The organism is Alteromonas sp. 5NS40-0096 (genome assembly GCF_057544385.1).
In genome coordinates this window covers 1-15,800 of the sequence record NZ_BAAJLQ010000013.1, presented here as the reverse complement: position 1 = coordinate 15,800, position 15,800 = coordinate 1, and the positions used below count along the sequence as shown (strand labels likewise).

Here is a 15,800-nt window from a genome sequence, read left to right as displayed (position 1 = left end):
CCCCGATAACGGGCGAATGCTTGCTGCGAAAATGGCGAAGCCGCAGCAAGTAGGCGTCCCAGCGAGCGAAGCGAGTGTGTTAATTGGTTTGTTAGGTATTTGAACAGTCATTAATACGATTCGTACCATTCTAGTTGCGACTCAAGTGACTCAAGGTAATCTTGATTTAACCTAATCCAACACTGTGCTCCAATACTACCACCACCATTACCACCAGCTGCGACTGAAGCCTCGTAGTTACACTGATGTTTCTTGAAGGATTCAAACGAAGACATAGCTGAATGAAGCTTGCTAATGGTTTCATTCTTAAATTGAGGTTCTTGGTCCCAATTTTTAATCTTTTCCAACAATTCCATTTGCTTATTCTTTACTTTTTGACTTGAGTCTTCGGCTTTTTGCGCGATGCAAACCCTGTATTCCATTAGATCTGCAGAATCGCTACATAGTGCAAAAGCGATAGGTGTAAAAAAGAATACAAACAATGAGAAAAGATGTTTCATAAAGATACCTAACGCTAAGCTAACGGGCAGTGACGTAGCGTCATAATCGCGAAGCGCCGCTGCGTTACTGTCCCAGTGACCGTAGGAAACGTGTTAAGCGTTTTGTTATGTTTCATTGCGTATATTTCCTTATATGTAAAAGCGCTGAAAGGTGAACCAAGAGCAAGCCCCCAAGAGTTATGCCAAGCCAGTACTGCATTCTTAAAACAGCGTTAGTGTCGTTAAAGTGCTGTTTTGATTGTTCTAATTCAAATTGAAGTAAATCGGCTACTACTTCACTGTCCATTTTATAGTTGGGTTTTGACATTATTTGGTCAAGTGCCTGTGACCTATCCTCTATTTTTTCCTGTTGTGTTTCTAAAATCAATGCATCCGACAGTTTTGACGGAGTAAAAAAGAGGAAAATACAAAATGCTACAAGGAGCGCATAGGAAGCCCATAAAAACTTTTGATTCATATTCACTCCTTGAAACATAACGTCCTACTAAAAGGCGGAAAATGCTTGGCTAAACTTGGCGACGAAGGAGCACAAGCCAAGCGTTTTGCGTCCTTTTAAGTAACTTGTTATATAGCTAAGAGCTACCAGTTTCAATTTTATGAATTGCTGATTTTAATTGATTAACTAGTTCGATTGCTTGAGTTAGTGATAGCTCAAGCTCTGTGTTTGCGACAATTTTTGAATCAGAAACATCAATAACTGATTTATTTGAATTGTTATCAATTAAATAGTCTGGATGAACATTCCATGACTCTATATTTATCATGCCATCATGAATATCAGATGTAACATCTATAAAGCCTTGCCGATATTTAACACCACTACATTTGATAGTACTCATAACTTTCCATAGCTATATAACACTTAGCTAAGGGGCACAAATATGGCGCTATACTCCGAAGGAGCGCCATGTTTGTGTCCCTCTTGAGCGCCTTGTTATATTTCAACGATGTCAAAAACATCACCGTTTTTAACTAGCGCTAACGAAAAAGTATCCCAAATTGTATTTTCCATTTCACCTTTTTCATTTGGTCTACGAACCATTTTAAAAGTGCCATTGAATATACATTCTATAAGGTGCCTAATTCCTTTTTCTCTGGTAGCTAGGCCATGCTCATTTGCTTCCGTTTTACCGTGAGTATGGAAAGAGCCATTTAGAAGAGTAATTGAATCATCTCCTTCACTGTTCCAGATTTCGATTACTAGTGTGTCAAAATTACGCGGCAACTGGACGTGAATCTTTTCATCAAATAGCGAATAAGCAATGTTTGCTGTATCTAGTTCTCTCAAGATGTTATTTAGTGCATCTTGCACAAATTCCTCCTTGGAATATAACTTTCAAATAACGGGTACAGACATGTGGGGCATAATGGCGCAGCTGCCTCGCATATATGTGTCCCAGCGAACGCAGTGAGTGTGTTAATTGGGTTGTTATAAGTCATTTTTGAAAACAACCTTCTTAGATTACGCAAGTAAAAGCAAAATTTTAGTTATAGCTACGACAATAAAAAGAACTGTAATCGAAATTACTACAGCGGCATGTTTTGATTTTAACCAAATGACACTTGGTGATTCTCTAGATATAGAAAAAAGGCCATTGATGTGAGCAGTGGCTAAACCGCATATAACCACGACTAGGGTTGTATTAAAAAGCTCTGACATCAAAAGTTATTCCATTGACTTATAACACTGAGCTAAGGGGCAAAAATACAATGCGAAAATGGCGAAGCCGCATTGTGTTTTTGTCGCAGCAGCCCGCGCAGCGGGTTGCGACTTGAGCGTTTTGTTATGTGCTTTTTGCATTATTTTTTAAAACCACACCAAGTAAAACAGCAAAAGGCAGTGCTGTAAGCTGAGAAACTGGGACTAACACAAACTCTAGACCTATTGCACTGTTGTTAGGAAACAAGAACAAGTACGTATACATTAAACAGCCTAAAAAAATGATTATGAAAAAGCAACAAAACAAGAAAATGGCAGAAAAGCCTGTTGTTTTTTTAAGAAAGTAGTGACTGGTTATACCTGTAATAACTACGGGTAATGACGATGATAAAGCGCCAATTACAAAAAATTTAAAAGGAAATTCAAATCCCCCATTAAACGATGCATACGTAGCAAGCAGCAGTGAAAAAGCTAGTGCTATTAAATACGTTATCTTATTTATTCTTAAAAAAAGCATTGAACTCAATCCGGCACATAACACTAAGCTAAGGGTAAAAGTACAATGCGAAAATCGCGAAGCCGCATTGTGTTTTTGTCCTAGCAGCCCGCGCAGGGGGCAGCGACTTAAGCGTTTTGTTATGTGCGTGTTTGCTATGAAACATTTACGATAATTCCCTTTGCGACTTTGAGGTCTAGTATACGAAGAGAAAATGCCAACCCTTCATTAAATAGAGATTTAGTTTCTTCTTCGTAAAAACCTAAGAATACTTCAGTGGTATCACCGTCATAGTATTCTTTATCATCTAAAAAACTAAGGTAGCAGGCCAAATCTTTGAAGTCTTTGGTTTCCATGCGCATCCAGACTTGTTTTCCAAAATACCTATAAGCATGGGGTGGTCTAGGTATATTTAAGAAGGTTATTTTGGCGATGATACTCAAGTCTAATCCTTTAGCACATAACGCCAAGTTCAGCCGCGCCGCCGGCGGCGTCGGGTGGAGCGGCGCAGCCCCGGAACGAACTGGAACTTTTTGTTAAGTTTCGGTCACTCGACTAAGTGATCTCTGCCGATCAGAGATAAGAATTTTTCGTTACTTAGTTCTTTATCAAGATCAATTAGTGGCATTTCTGAATCATAGATTAATCTAAAGTTACCATCCTTATCTACTTCATAATCATAAAATTCATTGTCAGTTGATTTTAAATAAGCCCAAAATGCATTTTGCTCCATTTGCAATGGTGCAAACAGTGACATTTTCCAAATACTTTCAAGAAGTAATTTTTCATCCGCATGATACATCTGGTGAATAGATAAGCCAGGGGTTTCTTTTGAGAAATACTGCTCACCAATTGAAGTGTAATTCCATATAGCAGGATTAAATCCTGCCGCCAGCTCGTAACCATACCCTCCACAAACTAAAATATTCCACGATTTGAAAGTTAGTTCTTTTTGTTTTGAAATATGTCTTATTAGCTCTTCAGGGGCTTTCCTTTTTTCAAGCTCTGTTGCTAATTTCTGAGGAGAGTATGTTTTCATCAACCAATCATAGAACATTAGTTGCCCGATAACTCTGCCACTGGTCAATTCATATGAGTTTAATTTTTTTGCTTCCCATATATGCATGTAGCCTTTGGAATCAATCTCGATAAAATCTATGCTTGCATTTGGCATATATGGGCCACCTTTTGCGAAAGAGTCCATCTCGTAGCTAAAAGGTATTTCCCTATAAAAACTACTGCCTTCTATATACGCAGGAACATCACCAGTACTGGCTAGTTTTAAAAACTCTTCCTGATACCATTTTTCACTTTTAATCATATTGAGAAACTTAACACTAAGCTAAGGGGCAAAAGCGTAATGCGTGAATGGCGGAGCCGCATTGTGTTTTTGTCCCAGCAGCCCGCGCAGCGGGTTGCGACTTGAGCGTTTTATTAGGTGCGTGCTCACCAATGTCCCGTTGTGTAACCAATTTTATCTTTGATTTTATAGACATAATTGAATTTTCCATTTCTAAATTCCATATTTTGAATTGTATATATTTCTTCGTTGAGCATTGTGACCGACAAATCCAAACTACCCGAACGTGTCGGTGTTTTAAACCTAAGAGAGTATTTGTTTGACCCAAATTCATTGTATTCTGGATTAACAAAGTTGATCTCGCTGTTCTCGAATTGAACAGAAATGCCTTTGATGTCTGGGCCAAAGCCATTCAAGTAAAGAGTGAACTCTTTGTTTACACTAAACGCTTTATATAGACCAAGCACCATAATTAATAAAAAAACACTAATCAGGGTCGTCTTTTTTTCAATTGAGATTTGTCTGAAAGCCACTTAAGCACCTAACGCCCCAGCGAGCGAAGCGAGTTTGTTAATTGGATTGTTATACGTCACTACCCATCCCTTTGAATTAACGGTTGAGATATCGAGCTTAGCCATAAATTGAAAGCCTGCTCTGAGTCAGAAACTACCAAAATACAATGACTGTTTTTGCAGATAGCATAATACATCCCATCCACCTCTGATTTAGAAGACTTTGCGAAAAAGTGATCGTAGCTATCTGCTGCTTTTTGACGGATTAGGTTTTTGACCAAGTCCTCTCTTCTAAAAAACTCTTCAACAAAAGATAGCTCTGCTGTTTCCACTTGAGCATATGGCGTTTTACACAAGTATCTATTTGGTACAACGTAATGAACGCAAGTTTTAGGTACTGAAAATTCTTTACCGAAAAGATTGAGTTCAGCCGCATTTAGTAACTTTGAAAAGAAGAGACAAACCACAACAGTTAGAAGATGCTTCATGACGTATAACGCTAAGCTAAGGGGCAAAAGCACAATGCGATAATGGCGAAGCCGCATTGTGTTTTTGTCCCAGCAGCCCGCGCAGCGGGATGCGACTTGAGCGTTTTGTTATGTCTCATTTGTATGAAACTTCCTTGATTATGCTTGGCGCACAAATACCCTGTATCCCAACAATAATAAAATGTTTCTTAACTTGATTTGCTTCGATTGGATACCAAGTAGATGCCTTTTCTTGAGCATAAATCACTTCTAATGGAGCGGCAAAGCTTGGGTTTTCTTCGTTATCTGAAGCCAAGATGACGGAATACAATTTCGAGTTCTCAATTTCTCTCGGTAGATTAATAGTGACAAGGTATTTCGAATCTACGAGAGAAGTTTCAATGTCTATATGATCATAATATTTAGATTTAACTTCTTCCATCATTTCGTCAGTGATAATGCATGTGTCAGCATTCGCACTGCAATGAATCGTAAAAAGAAAAAATATTAATACTCGCAAAGTAAAAAACCTACATTGAGACATAACACTAAGCTAAGGGGCAAAAGCACAGTGCGATAATAGCGAAGCCGCACTGTGTTTTTGTCCCGGCATCCCGCGCAGCGGGATGCGACTTAAGCGTTTTGTTAGCTGCGGTCTCAACTAGGCACATACAAATCCAAATATTGAAGTTTGCCTGCGATAATATTTTCTAAACTTTCAAGAGTGATTTCGAACCACCATTTTGCTTTGCCGTCTATGTAATATGTAAACCAAAAAGCTTGTTCAATCCCATCATAGCCCCCGCAATACTTAGAAGATTGAAACATTTCGGAAGACTCCATTTCCAGCCATTCCTGCGCAGTTTTGTTTTGATTTTTAATCTGAATACAAATGTCGATCAATTCGGCATCTATTTCCAACTGAGGTTTACTATTAACCTTCATGAGCAGCTAACACTAAGCTAAGGGGCAAATGTACAATGCGAAAATCGCGAAGCCGCATTGTATATTTGTCCCAGCGACTCGCGTGGCGGGTTGCGACTTAAGCGTTTTGTTAGGTGCACTTATACCTACCTTGAACAGCAGTTTCGAAGCATTTTGTATGTGCGCAAACATCTATCATTTCACCGAACTCATAAACTTTGTATTTGCTCTCTCCACACTTTTCCGAAATACGTCTATGGAAAATATATTCAAGAGTATTTAATTCGTGGCCATGAATGCTAATAATTTTTAACTCTATTGTTCCGTCAATCGCTGGAGTCTCTTCGTAACCTTCTTCGAACGAACCGAAACTCACAGGAATAAGTTTGAACTCTGGAACAGATGAACATCCCATGATCAAAATGGCCAATAAAGTTATAAAAGTTCGCATGTGCACCTAAAACTAAGCTAAGGGGCAAAAGCGCAATGCGAAAATGGCGAAGCCGCCTTGTGTTTTTGTCCCAGCGACCCGTTCAGCGGGTTGCGACTTGAGCGTTTTGTTATGTTTTTGCACTGTAAATAACCCCAAGATTAAGCTCGTTTTGTTGGTTTGGGAGACTAACATTCCGTTTTAATATCGTATTTCCCTGGCATTCAATTGACAACTCATAATCTGAGGGAAAAGGAGAAATGGTAAAGTCTGCAGCAAATTTTCCATTGATGACTCTTGTTTGGTGATTACGATTTTCGGTTTGTTCATTTTTGAACCGAAGAGTGCATTCCTCTGAAACTTCTCCAGTAACATAAGCGACGTTGTCGCCAATGGTGCTGATACATCCGCTGAGATTAAGAATTAAAAAAAGTAATAATGCAAATTTCATAGAAAAACATAATGCTCGGTGTCTGTCTGCAGTGGCTTGTTATGTTTCGCAATACTCATCTCAGTTTTTTTGGTAACCTCTAGCAGCTCTTATAGTGTCGATTTTGGTGCAGATTTCAAAATTTCCATTCAATACATCGTTTCCTATATTTTTTAGCAATTCGGAATAAAACCCAAGTTGTGCATGTTGCCCTAATTCCTTCCATTTCTCGGCATCATATTCTGTGAATTCTAGTGCGCTAACTAGATCCATCAGATCATAATTCTGGAATTTGTCATTTCTAACATGCCCAAAAGCAATACGAGCGTTTGATCCCCAATTTATACCCTCTATAACAACTCTAACTTTATTTTTTTTATTGATGTAAGTAACCGAGCAAGGATTAGCATAATCTGAATTAACAAGCTCCTTATAGCCGAAGTCATAGATTAGAAACTTAAAAGCTACTCTGGCTTTATCTTCGAAATCAATAATGCTGTTATTATCAAAATTCATTCGATACTGCCTGCGAAACATAACACCCCACTAAGGGGCAGTAACACGTAGCGAGAGCCTTGAGTGGTTTGTTAGGTTTCACTGCTTAATTCACCTGTGAACTCGATTATTTGCCCAACATTTAGAGAGACGCCTTTTTCAAGTTCAAGAGTAATCATTACTGAATTCGATGGGCTAATTACGTACTCGTGATCGTTAACACTTGAAATTACTTCGGCCCTTCCTTTAGTACTAGCATTTTTGCCCGATTGAGTTATGAATAAGTCCATTTTCATAGGCGAAGTATTTGTAATAACGCCAAATTGGATAAAGCACTCTAGTCTAACATTACTGCCAATCTCAGCTGAGGGTAAAGATATTTCCTCAAATGATTGAACAGCAACAAAACTTAATGATGGAACGTTTGTTTCTGATAGTTCAAGTAAAGCCAAATATGGCATACGATCTACTGACTTTATACATCCGTTGACCTTCATAATCCTACCTGAGACCTAACGCCCCGATAACGGGCGAATGCTTGCTGCGAAAATGGCGGAGCCGCAGCAAGTAGGCGTCCCAGCGAGCGTAGCGAGTGTGTTGATCGGTTTGTTAGGTGACATGCTTAAAACATCGACCTTATTTAAAAACATTCTTTGGTAACTTCCCGAGACGAAACTTTATTGAACTGGTTCTCGATATAGTGGTATTTATCTTCGGTGATGATGGCACAACTATTATCGTATTGATTGTTGCGCACAATAACCTGTAAAAATTCGGGACCGTCACGTGATACCAAAATATACTCCATGGAAGAGTAAAACTCCCATCGAAAAGAACCGGAAAACTCTTCGTTGCCACGCTCTCTTGAGAGTAGAGTTACAACGGTGGTATGTGCCCCGGTCTTACTGGTAAGTTTCAATAAACTGTCCAGCTCAGGGTGATAAAGAATTTCCAATCCAACTACAAAACCTGAAATGTCTGTTTTAGAGCTAGGTTTACCTTCTATTTGAATAAATGATGATGTGACAGGAATGCATCTAGACAAATCCGGATAGAAAATTTGATTCCTAAACACCTCGTACTCTTTGATTTTTCCATCTGAAAATGGTGAGCAATCGTCAGCTCGGGATGAAGAAATTGATGCTAACAACATCAATCCTAAAAGAATAAAAGCTCGAATGTTCACTCTTGTCACATAACGCTAAGCTAACGGGCACAAATGCGGCGCTATAATGGCGAAGCCGCGCCGCGTTTGTGTCCCAGTGTGGCACGCAGTGACACACGTGTTAAGCGCCTTGTTATGTTTAATTACTTGCAATGTTTCTGATTTCCTTAAACTTGGAGCTTACGATACCAGCGAGGTTTTCAGATTTACCATTATTGATGCAATCGTAGACTTCTTTATGCATTGATAAATCGATTAATTTTCCATTAACAATTTTCATGACATTGGGGAAGCCAATGTTTTTTATTCGGTAGAGAGCGTAAGAAATCATTTCCTTATCTAGCTCTGTTTGAGGTTCTTTGCCGTTGAGCTTGACGATATTTATTGATTTGTCCAACGAAGGAATAATTTCTTCTTCTATAACTTCGCAGAACCTTTTTCTGTTTGTGTAACAAAAAAGCTCAATGCCGTTATTCGATAATAGGAAGGCTTCAAACCTTACCTTTTGCTTTTTATCCGACAACCACCCAAGGTATGAAAGCCAGGAAAATAGAATAAAGGCTATGATTAAAATTACGTACAAAAGCATGACTAATTAAACATAACTCTAAGCTAAGGGGCAAATACGCAATACGAAAATCGCGAAGCCGCATTGTGTTTTTGTCCCAGCACCCCGCGCAGCGGGTTGCGACTTGAGAGTTTTGTTATATGCCGATTGCATAATAATTGAGATTACCTCCCAAAAGCGGTTTGTATGAAGATACTTTAACTTCTGAATCTACATAGCATTTTGGTTCACAAACAACTTTCAAGAACATGCCATCATCAAGTCTCACAATGGCGTAATGAACCAGCGGCCCGGCACCATTTGGTCGCGGTATGCTAGAGTAAGTCTCAGCAACAACACCATTTTTTGTTTCAATTAGGAATCCGCGAAAAAAGGCTAATTCAGCCAGCAAATAAATTGCCGCAAATATTAACAGCCAAATGAAAGTGCTCTTTAATAGTGATTTATTCATAACGCTTTAGGCATATAACTTTTAAATAAGGGGCGCAGACGCGTGGGCTAAAATGCGAAGCAGCCCACGTGTATGCGTCCCAACGAACGTAGTGAGTGACTTAATTTTTTTGTTATGCATCTTCTCCAAAAAAACGCCTGAATAATACTGGGCATAAAAAGGCTTCGTATTCGTCCTTAATCGACCAATTACTCGAAAACTGTATATGACAAAACACACTGTCGATAAAATAAGCCATATCAATTAAGCGTTTTCTAGCTTCTACATTACCCAAGCCTGACGAAATTCTAAGTTGGAGCAAGTCATGTTTAATGTTCTTATCTGCTCTGAAGTAAAAACGAACCCTATCTTCTGAATAGTGGTCGGCTCCAAACGCTTGACCTTCTACTTCCCACACCGCTTGGTGCATTTGTTTCTGAGTAGCGCGACTTCGAAGAAATTTCTTAGCTATCTCAAGGTTTTTTGGTAAACAGCTACCATCTCTAAAACGTAGGAGCTTATAGCAACAAGCTAACAGGTAACGTTTAACCAGTGTCTTCTTGCTTCGGTTCAAACGAATGGTATTTAATTCACTTACAATACTCATGAGTTAGGGGTATTCACTTGATGCATAACACTAAGCTAAGGAGCAAAAGCACAATGCGAAAATGGCGAAGCCGCATTGTGTTTTTGTCCCAGCGACCCGCGCAGAGGGTTGCGACTTGAGCGTTTTGTTATATGCCTTTGTCATCAAAACGACCTTGACCTAGAGCGTGTTCAAAGACACCTTCGTAATCTGAACAGCTCACATCTGCGAATCTGTCATCAATTAACCACATTTTTGCGCAAGCTTCATTACAATTCGCTCCTTCAGGAGTGCTCAATGCCAATTGATTTGCAGAATGAAGAAACGACTCAATGTCTGAACCAAAAGGTAGCTTGTTTAAAAGTGAGCATTTTTGGAGCCCAAAATACAAAGAGAGTGGGTCTCTCAAAGAATAGAGATAGTTGGATTTATTCGTATCACTATTTTTGCTTACAGAGCTAATAAACTCATTGTGCATTGGCGAATCTAGATAATGTTTCACTATTTGGTGTTCTAAATGGAATTTGTTAGCTCTGTGAGTGGATAAAGTGAAAGTAATAGCCACAGAAGCAATAGCAGTGAACAAAGATGCTAACATCAGTGACTTCATTTAACCTCCGTAGGCGTATAACGCCCCGATAACGGACGAATGCTTGCTGCGAAAATGGCGAAGCCGCAGCAAGTAGGCGTCCCAGCGAGCGAAGCGAGTGTGTTAATTGATTTGTTAGGTTCATTGAACATGATTAAACCTCTTATTTTGATAACCTATCAGGGTCACCGTTATTTAGTTTTTGAACTAGTTTTAAAAGAGATTCCAGTCCATCTTTACTGAAGTGCATTTCTTCAGTAATTGAACTCGGATTATCATTGTCGAAAAACCAAACTGAATACCCCTTCAAAGCTCCACTTTTCTCCAAACCAGAAGAGGTATCGAATACTAAATTCAGTACCAATTTATTGAAAGGTGGAGGATATGCAGCTTTATCTGAGTATTCGAAAGTAATTGTTAATGCACCATTACTGAAATTGAGTGCACTAGGGGCAGCGTTAAATGAACTAGATACTAGAGCTGAGTGATAAGTTAGTTCAGAAGAGAAGTCTTCATTGATGGATAACTTCGAGTATCGCCACTCACCCAACTGTTTGTGGAAATGCTCCCAATCTCCAATAAGAAAGTCCTTTCCAACAGCTGAAGTTGGTAACAAAAACGCTAGTAAAAAAATCCATTTCATAATCAATCCTCGTTTGGAACCTAACGCCCCGATAACGGGCGAATGCTTGCTGCGAAAATGGCGAAGCCGCAGCAAGTAGGCGTCCCTGCGAGCGAAGCGAGTGTGTTGATCGGTTTGTTAGGTGTAAAATCCACCAACCTTTTCCTCTATTTTAAGTGAAGGGTTTACTTTGAGTTCGAGGGTATGACCATTAACCCCTATTAATCTCAAAAAGGTTTTATCTTTTTCTTCGATGTAACTAATCTTATTTAGACCTACACCGTGCCAATCCATCGTAACTTCACCATTTAGTGTCACAGTTATTCTTACGTCGTTATGAACTGGGTGAATGGCAAATGACAGCTTAGTCCCGTCGTCATAATTTACTTCGTATAACGAGTCACTGTCATACCAATCTTCTCCATGAACTCTCGATACATGCTCATTACCGAAAAAAGCGCAGAGCTCCCATTCATTGACGTCTAAACTGCAATCCATAGCTTTTACACCTAACGTCTCAAATAACCGGCGCAAACTTGCTGGCTAAAATTAAAAAGAGCCAGCGAGTTTGTGTCCGACCCCGACAGGGGTGAAGTTTATTTGTTTTGTTAGATGTCATTTATCTGATAAAGCTTAATAAAAAGAATTGCTGCAACTAACCCATAGCACAATGCCATTATATCCCAATATCCACTACCCCAGAGAGATGCAGCTGGTAATACTGAGATCAGGATACCTAAAATGTAGAATAAACGTTTCCTCTTATAAGTCACTAACACAAATGGAGTAACAATTATTAGGCAATATAAAAATCCAATGGCAGCCACAAGCACTGTAATGTTCATAGCATCTTGAAGCGATGACCAATAGGTGATTTCGTTCTTAACATCCCAAGTTTCAAATATGAAAGATGCAGCAATAATACATGCAATGCTTCCAGCAATGTTAGCTAAAAAGATTGCTTTTAAGTACTTAAGATTTGCAATAGGTTGGAACATTGCCATGACACCTAACGCCCCGATAACGGGCGAATGCTTGCTGCGAAAATAGCGAAGCCGCAGGAAGTAGGCGTCCCAGCGAGCGCAGCGAGTGTGTTGATTGGTTTGTTAGGTTTCATTCCCTGAAATCACCTCTTAACTCGAACTGGCTTTTTCCTTTGAAATATATTGCTTGCACAACAACATTTCCATATTTCAAAGAGCCAGGGCTATAGACCATAAACGATTCTTTATTGAGAAAGACAACTTTATACATTTCACCCCATGGGTCGAGCGGAATGTTCTCAATATTAGTTTCAGAATTTGAAATCAACCATTTGAAGTCATTTGAATTACTGGTGGCAGAATTCCCAGCAATTAGGTGTTTCCCTATAGCTTCTCCAAGAAGCACTACATCATTGTAAGCAACTTTGGCTTTTACAGTCTCAGCATTAACGTTAAAACTGCTTAGAAAAATAGCACTTACTAAAATGAAGGTTTTCATTTGAATCCACTCAATGAAACATAACACTAAGCTAAGGGGCAAAAGCGCAATGCGAAAATCGCGAAGCCGCATTGCGTTTTTGTCCCAGCAGCCTGCGCAGCGGGTTGCGATTTAAGCGTTTTGTTAGGCTCACAACCCGTATATCTCTATAAAAATAGATTCTATATTTTGTTGAGCATTAAGTGTAATGCTTACTGTCTTCTCTGTCATTGAGAGTTCATTCGCACATAAATGAATTTCGACCTTTTCCCTTACGCCATATCCGCTAAGAACCTCCCCGACTCGATAATTGTTCGCTACCAGATAGTCATTACTCGTAATGTGAGCAGACATTAAACCGCCTATGTCTGCTATGAAAACCGTTAAACCTTCTTTGGAAAACTCCCAACCAGAGTATTGACCAGACGTCTCAATATCTGAGATTTTTTTGGATTGGGTAAAAGGGCCTAATGCTTCCTTTACTTCGTCAATTGTTGAACCCCAAAAAACACCTGATACATTTAGCTCAGGGCAGGAATCTGAACTATTGGGGGTAATCGAAGGTGCTATTGAAATTATAAAAAAGAGTAGATAATGCATAGGAGCCTAACACTAAGCTAAGGGGCAAAAATACGTGGGCTATAATATCGAGCGAAGCGAGGACGGCCCACGTGTTTTTGTCCCAGCAAGCTCCGCTTGCGTCTACAGCGGTTTGTTAGGTTACAATTCACTCAATGTAAATGTCTATTTCGTTACTTTTTTTGACCACTTTAAAAGTTTTACTTTTGGGATCATATTTTAAAATTGCGACTACAGGAATTTCCCCTAAAACCTTTTCAGATTCATCGTCTGTTTTAATCGCAACTCCCCAAAATAATAACTCGTTGTAGCCATCCTTATCGAGGTCTATCAGTTCGTTACGAAGTAAACCAGATTTAAAGTAACTTCCATCATTGTGTTGGTCGTATAAACGAACTAAAAACAAACCAGGTAAACTAAAACCTCCATTGCCTTTGGAAGTTATGGAAAATTCTATTGGAACATTAATGCCATGGCCAATATTAAGTCCCTTGTGGATCTTAAGGTCTTCTGGATAGCTAGCATTAATTCTAGCTATATCTGAATCTTCAATAATTTGAGACGCAGAACCATGAAAGGATAAAAATATAGCAAAAGCTAAAATTACTCTCATTTTCTCTTAGTAACCTAACACTAAGCTAAGGGGCAAAAGCACAATGCGAAAATGGCGAAGCCGCATGGTGTTTTTGTCCCAGCACCCCGCGCAGCGGGATGCGACTTAAGCGCTTTGTTATGTGCCTAACCATCTTTTCCTTTTCATTAATGATGAAAACAATTTGACTAAAAAATAAATAAAGAAATTCATTAGAGGCATCAATATGGGCAACAAAAAAATGAGCCCAGCAATTACATTGCCATTTTCATTCTCAAATGTTTTTGCAAAATTAAACCGTGTGTCCAGTATCCAGATAACGTTAATCAGTAGCAAAGCTACGCTCATCTTTTTGCGCGCTGGTTTTTTAAACCAAAATATCACAGGGCAAAGCAGCAAACCAAGCAACCAAAATAATATTACTATAACAACTTCCATATTCACCTTTGGCACATAACGCCCGCATAGTGGGCGGTTAATTGCTGGCTATACTCTGCGAGGAACGAGCACAGCCAGTGAGTAACCGTCCCAGTGAGCATAGCGAACGAATTGATGCGATTGCTATACAAAAACTATCGCCGACGCATCATATCAACGAACTTATCTGGATTTTTAAGCCAAGATAATTTTATTACCTCATTTGATGTAAACTGAATTACTATAACTGGTATGTTAAAGGTGTTTTTCAACTTAACGTCAATAACATCTGACAGCTTTCTCTCAAAGGCATAACCTCGTGTAGAGTTATTGTATTTTATTACTTCACTCCCCACAAAAACAGTTATTGAATTTCTCTCCAAAATCTCATTCTTCAAGTTTCTACCTTTACCACCCGCAATCAATGCAGTAGGTAAAAACAATGTCAAAAATAAAACTGGATGAAGGTGATAATAATAGTGAACAAGTAAAACAAGCAGCGATATCAGAGAGCAAACAGGTATCACTTTCATGTAATAACTACGAAATTCACGTTCGTTAAACTCAAAAAACATAACTAATCATTTTTGTATAACTTCCAAATATGGGGCGCAAACACGTGTGCAATAATGGCGAAGCCGCGCACGTGTTTGCGTCCCAACGAGCGGCAGCGAGTGTCATAATTTGTTTGTTATACGCAATTGTTAAATACATCTTTTGAGCTGCCAGTCTCTTTTTTCTGAATTTGCATCGGCATGGTAGCTTTCGTAATCGTATACTTCCCATCCATCTTTACCAAGTGCAGTGAGTATTGATACAGGATGATTTGATGATGCACCAAAAAAAGTGGAAAGGCTTTTCTCGCTATCTTTTAGCATGAGTTTGTTATTTTTAAAGAATGCCGAACTTTCACCCGTTACCCATAGAACATTCGAATCAACTTCCACTAATTCGTCATTTTCAATGACAGAATACGTGCTAAATGAAAAAATCGCATACTCCCATCTATTACAAACACTCTGGGAGCACCCCGAAACAAAAACTGCTAGCAATAAAAGAAAAAATTTCAAGAAGCCTCCTTGCGTATAACATTAAGCTAAGGGGCAAAAGCACAATGCGATAATCGCGAAGCCGCATTGTATTTTTGTCCCAGCAGCCCGCGCAGCGGGATGCGACTTGAGCGTTTTGTTATATGCGTGCACATTAAAACCTTGTTCTTGTTGAAGGGTCTGTCAGTACCATTATTTTAAACTGCTTAATGGCTTCTTTTGCTTCACTAAAGCTTAGGATGTCGAACTTTGAGCCTCTTTCATAATAGAATATTTCAAAAGTACCTTTCGATTCTAGTATGCAATACCCTTCATAATGAGGCAGCGTTCCTACCGCATAAGTGCTTTTGAGAACTTTTTTTCTGGCCAGATACTTTTTAAGAGCAATCAACTCATTATTCATATTAAAGCCATATAACACTAAGCTAAGGGGCAAAAGCGCAATGCGAGAATGGCGGAGCCGCATTGTGTTTTTGTCCCAGCGACCCGCGCAGCGGGTTGCGACTTGAGCGTTTTGTTATGTGACAT

At 39.2% G+C, this 15,800-nt stretch carries 28 protein-coding genes; all 28 read right to left on the bottom strand.

The window, feature by feature from the left end; genetic code table 11:
• Positions 1-110: 110 nt before the first annotated feature.
• Positions 111-500, bottom strand: coding sequence for a lysozyme inhibitor LprI family protein (locus tag AC27G9_RS20885; RefSeq protein WP_487076482.1), 390 nt, complete (start codon positions 498-500; stop codon positions 111-113).
• A gap of 112 nt (positions 501-612) precedes the next feature.
• Positions 613-957 carry a hypothetical protein gene (locus AC27G9_RS20880; RefSeq protein WP_487076481.1) on the bottom strand — a complete coding sequence of 115 codons (345 nt, stop codon included), beginning with the start codon at positions 955-957 and terminating at the stop codon, positions 613-615.
• Between the two features lie 115 nt (positions 958-1,072).
• Positions 1,073-1,339 (bottom strand): hypothetical protein, encoded by a 267-nt coding sequence (locus tag AC27G9_RS20875; RefSeq protein WP_487076480.1) that lies wholly within the window; start codon positions 1,337-1,339, stop codon positions 1,073-1,075.
• Between the two features lie 95 nt (positions 1,340-1,434).
• Positions 1,435-1,812, bottom strand: a complete 378-nt coding sequence (locus AC27G9_RS20870) for a hypothetical protein (RefSeq protein WP_487076479.1) — start codon at positions 1,810-1,812, stop codon at positions 1,435-1,437.
• A gap of 472 nt (positions 1,813-2,284) precedes the next feature.
• Entirely contained in the window at positions 2,285-2,677 is a 393-nt protein-coding gene (locus AC27G9_RS20865) for a hypothetical protein (protein ID WP_487076478.1), read from the bottom strand.
• 134 nt (positions 2,678-2,811) lie between these two features.
• Positions 2,812-3,099: a hypothetical protein gene (locus AC27G9_RS20860; protein ID WP_487076477.1), complete on the bottom strand. Its 288-nt coding sequence runs from the start codon at positions 3,097-3,099 to the stop codon at positions 2,812-2,814.
• Positions 3,100-3,203: 104 nt separating this feature from the next.
• On the bottom strand, positions 3,204-3,977 hold the full coding sequence (locus tag AC27G9_RS20855; protein ID WP_487076476.1) for a hypothetical protein: 774 nt from the start codon (positions 3,975-3,977) through the stop codon (positions 3,204-3,206).
• A 125-nt stretch (positions 3,978-4,102) separates the two neighbouring features.
• A complete protein-coding gene (locus tag AC27G9_RS20850) occupies positions 4,103-4,489 on the bottom strand; it encodes a hypothetical protein (RefSeq protein ID WP_487076475.1) in 387 nt (128 codons plus the stop codon).
• A 59-nt stretch (positions 4,490-4,548) separates the two neighbouring features.
• Complete coding sequence (locus AC27G9_RS20845; protein WP_487076474.1) at positions 4,549-4,956, bottom strand: hypothetical protein; 408 nt, start codon at positions 4,954-4,956, stop codon at positions 4,549-4,551.
• A 115-nt stretch (positions 4,957-5,071) separates the two neighbouring features.
• Entirely contained in the window at positions 5,072-5,455 is a 384-nt protein-coding gene (locus tag AC27G9_RS20840) for a hypothetical protein (protein WP_487076473.1), read from the bottom strand.
• A gap of 137 nt (positions 5,456-5,592) precedes the next feature.
• The gene (locus AC27G9_RS20835) at positions 5,593-5,880 is read right to left on the bottom strand and encodes a hypothetical protein (protein WP_487076472.1); all 288 of its coding nucleotides are present in this window, start codon (positions 5,878-5,880) and stop codon (positions 5,593-5,595) included.
• Positions 5,881-6,419: 539 nt separating this feature from the next.
• Entirely contained in the window at positions 6,420-6,740 is a 321-nt protein-coding gene (locus AC27G9_RS20830) for a hypothetical protein (protein ID WP_487076471.1), read from the bottom strand.
• A 60-nt stretch (positions 6,741-6,800) separates the two neighbouring features.
• Positions 6,801-7,235 carry a hypothetical protein gene (locus AC27G9_RS20825; protein WP_487076469.1) on the bottom strand — a complete coding sequence of 145 codons (435 nt, stop codon included), beginning with the start codon at positions 7,233-7,235 and terminating at the stop codon, positions 6,801-6,803.
• A 71-nt stretch (positions 7,236-7,306) separates the two neighbouring features.
• Positions 7,307-7,711, bottom strand: a complete 405-nt coding sequence (locus AC27G9_RS20820; protein WP_487076468.1) for a hypothetical protein — start codon at positions 7,709-7,711, stop codon at positions 7,307-7,309.
• A 143-nt stretch (positions 7,712-7,854) separates the two neighbouring features.
• The gene (locus AC27G9_RS20815) at positions 7,855-8,400 is read right to left on the bottom strand and encodes a hypothetical protein (protein WP_487076467.1); all 546 of its coding nucleotides are present in this window, start codon (positions 8,398-8,400) and stop codon (positions 7,855-7,857) included.
• Between the two features lie 118 nt (positions 8,401-8,518).
• Positions 8,519-8,968: a hypothetical protein gene (locus tag AC27G9_RS20810; RefSeq protein ID WP_487076466.1), complete on the bottom strand. Its 450-nt coding sequence runs from the start codon at positions 8,966-8,968 to the stop codon at positions 8,519-8,521.
• 115 nt (positions 8,969-9,083) lie between these two features.
• A complete protein-coding gene (locus tag AC27G9_RS20805; RefSeq protein ID WP_487076464.1) occupies positions 9,084-9,398 on the bottom strand; it encodes a hypothetical protein in 315 nt (104 codons plus the stop codon).
• A gap of 112 nt (positions 9,399-9,510) precedes the next feature.
• Positions 9,511-9,807: a hypothetical protein gene (locus AC27G9_RS20800; protein ID WP_487076463.1), complete on the bottom strand. Its 297-nt coding sequence runs from the start codon at positions 9,805-9,807 to the stop codon at positions 9,511-9,513.
• A 304-nt stretch (positions 9,808-10,111) separates the two neighbouring features.
• Positions 10,112-10,573, bottom strand: a complete 462-nt coding sequence (locus AC27G9_RS20795) for a hypothetical protein (RefSeq protein WP_487076462.1) — start codon at positions 10,571-10,573, stop codon at positions 10,112-10,114.
• Between the two features lie 142 nt (positions 10,574-10,715).
• A complete protein-coding gene (locus AC27G9_RS20790) occupies positions 10,716-11,195 on the bottom strand; it encodes a hypothetical protein (protein WP_487076461.1) in 480 nt (159 codons plus the stop codon).
• Between the two features lie 117 nt (positions 11,196-11,312).
• On the bottom strand, positions 11,313-11,672 hold the full coding sequence (locus AC27G9_RS20785) for a hypothetical protein (RefSeq protein WP_487076460.1): 360 nt from the start codon (positions 11,670-11,672) through the stop codon (positions 11,313-11,315).
• A 110-nt stretch (positions 11,673-11,782) separates the two neighbouring features.
• Complete coding sequence (locus tag AC27G9_RS20780; RefSeq protein ID WP_487076459.1) at positions 11,783-12,172, bottom strand: hypothetical protein; 390 nt, start codon at positions 12,170-12,172, stop codon at positions 11,783-11,785.
• Positions 12,173-12,287: 115 nt separating this feature from the next.
• The gene (locus AC27G9_RS20775; RefSeq protein ID WP_487076457.1) at positions 12,288-12,656 is read right to left on the bottom strand and encodes a hypothetical protein; all 369 of its coding nucleotides are present in this window, start codon (positions 12,654-12,656) and stop codon (positions 12,288-12,290) included.
• Positions 12,657-12,785: 129 nt separating this feature from the next.
• A complete protein-coding gene (locus AC27G9_RS20770; protein WP_487076456.1) occupies positions 12,786-13,235 on the bottom strand; it encodes a hypothetical protein in 450 nt (149 codons plus the stop codon).
• A gap of 127 nt (positions 13,236-13,362) precedes the next feature.
• Positions 13,363-13,827, bottom strand: a complete 465-nt coding sequence (locus tag AC27G9_RS20765) for a hypothetical protein (RefSeq protein WP_487076455.1) — start codon at positions 13,825-13,827, stop codon at positions 13,363-13,365.
• Between the two features lie 551 nt (positions 13,828-14,378).
• Entirely contained in the window at positions 14,379-14,756 is a 378-nt protein-coding gene (locus AC27G9_RS20760) for a hypothetical protein (protein WP_487076453.1), read from the bottom strand.
• Positions 14,757-14,927: 171 nt separating this feature from the next.
• Positions 14,928-15,293: a hypothetical protein gene (locus AC27G9_RS20755; protein ID WP_487076452.1), complete on the bottom strand. Its 366-nt coding sequence runs from the start codon at positions 15,291-15,293 to the stop codon at positions 14,928-14,930.
• Between the two features lie 133 nt (positions 15,294-15,426).
• Positions 15,427-15,675 carry a hypothetical protein gene (locus AC27G9_RS20750; protein WP_487076451.1) on the bottom strand — a complete coding sequence of 83 codons (249 nt, stop codon included), beginning with the start codon at positions 15,673-15,675 and terminating at the stop codon, positions 15,427-15,429.
• Positions 15,676-15,800 lie beyond the last annotated feature (125 nt).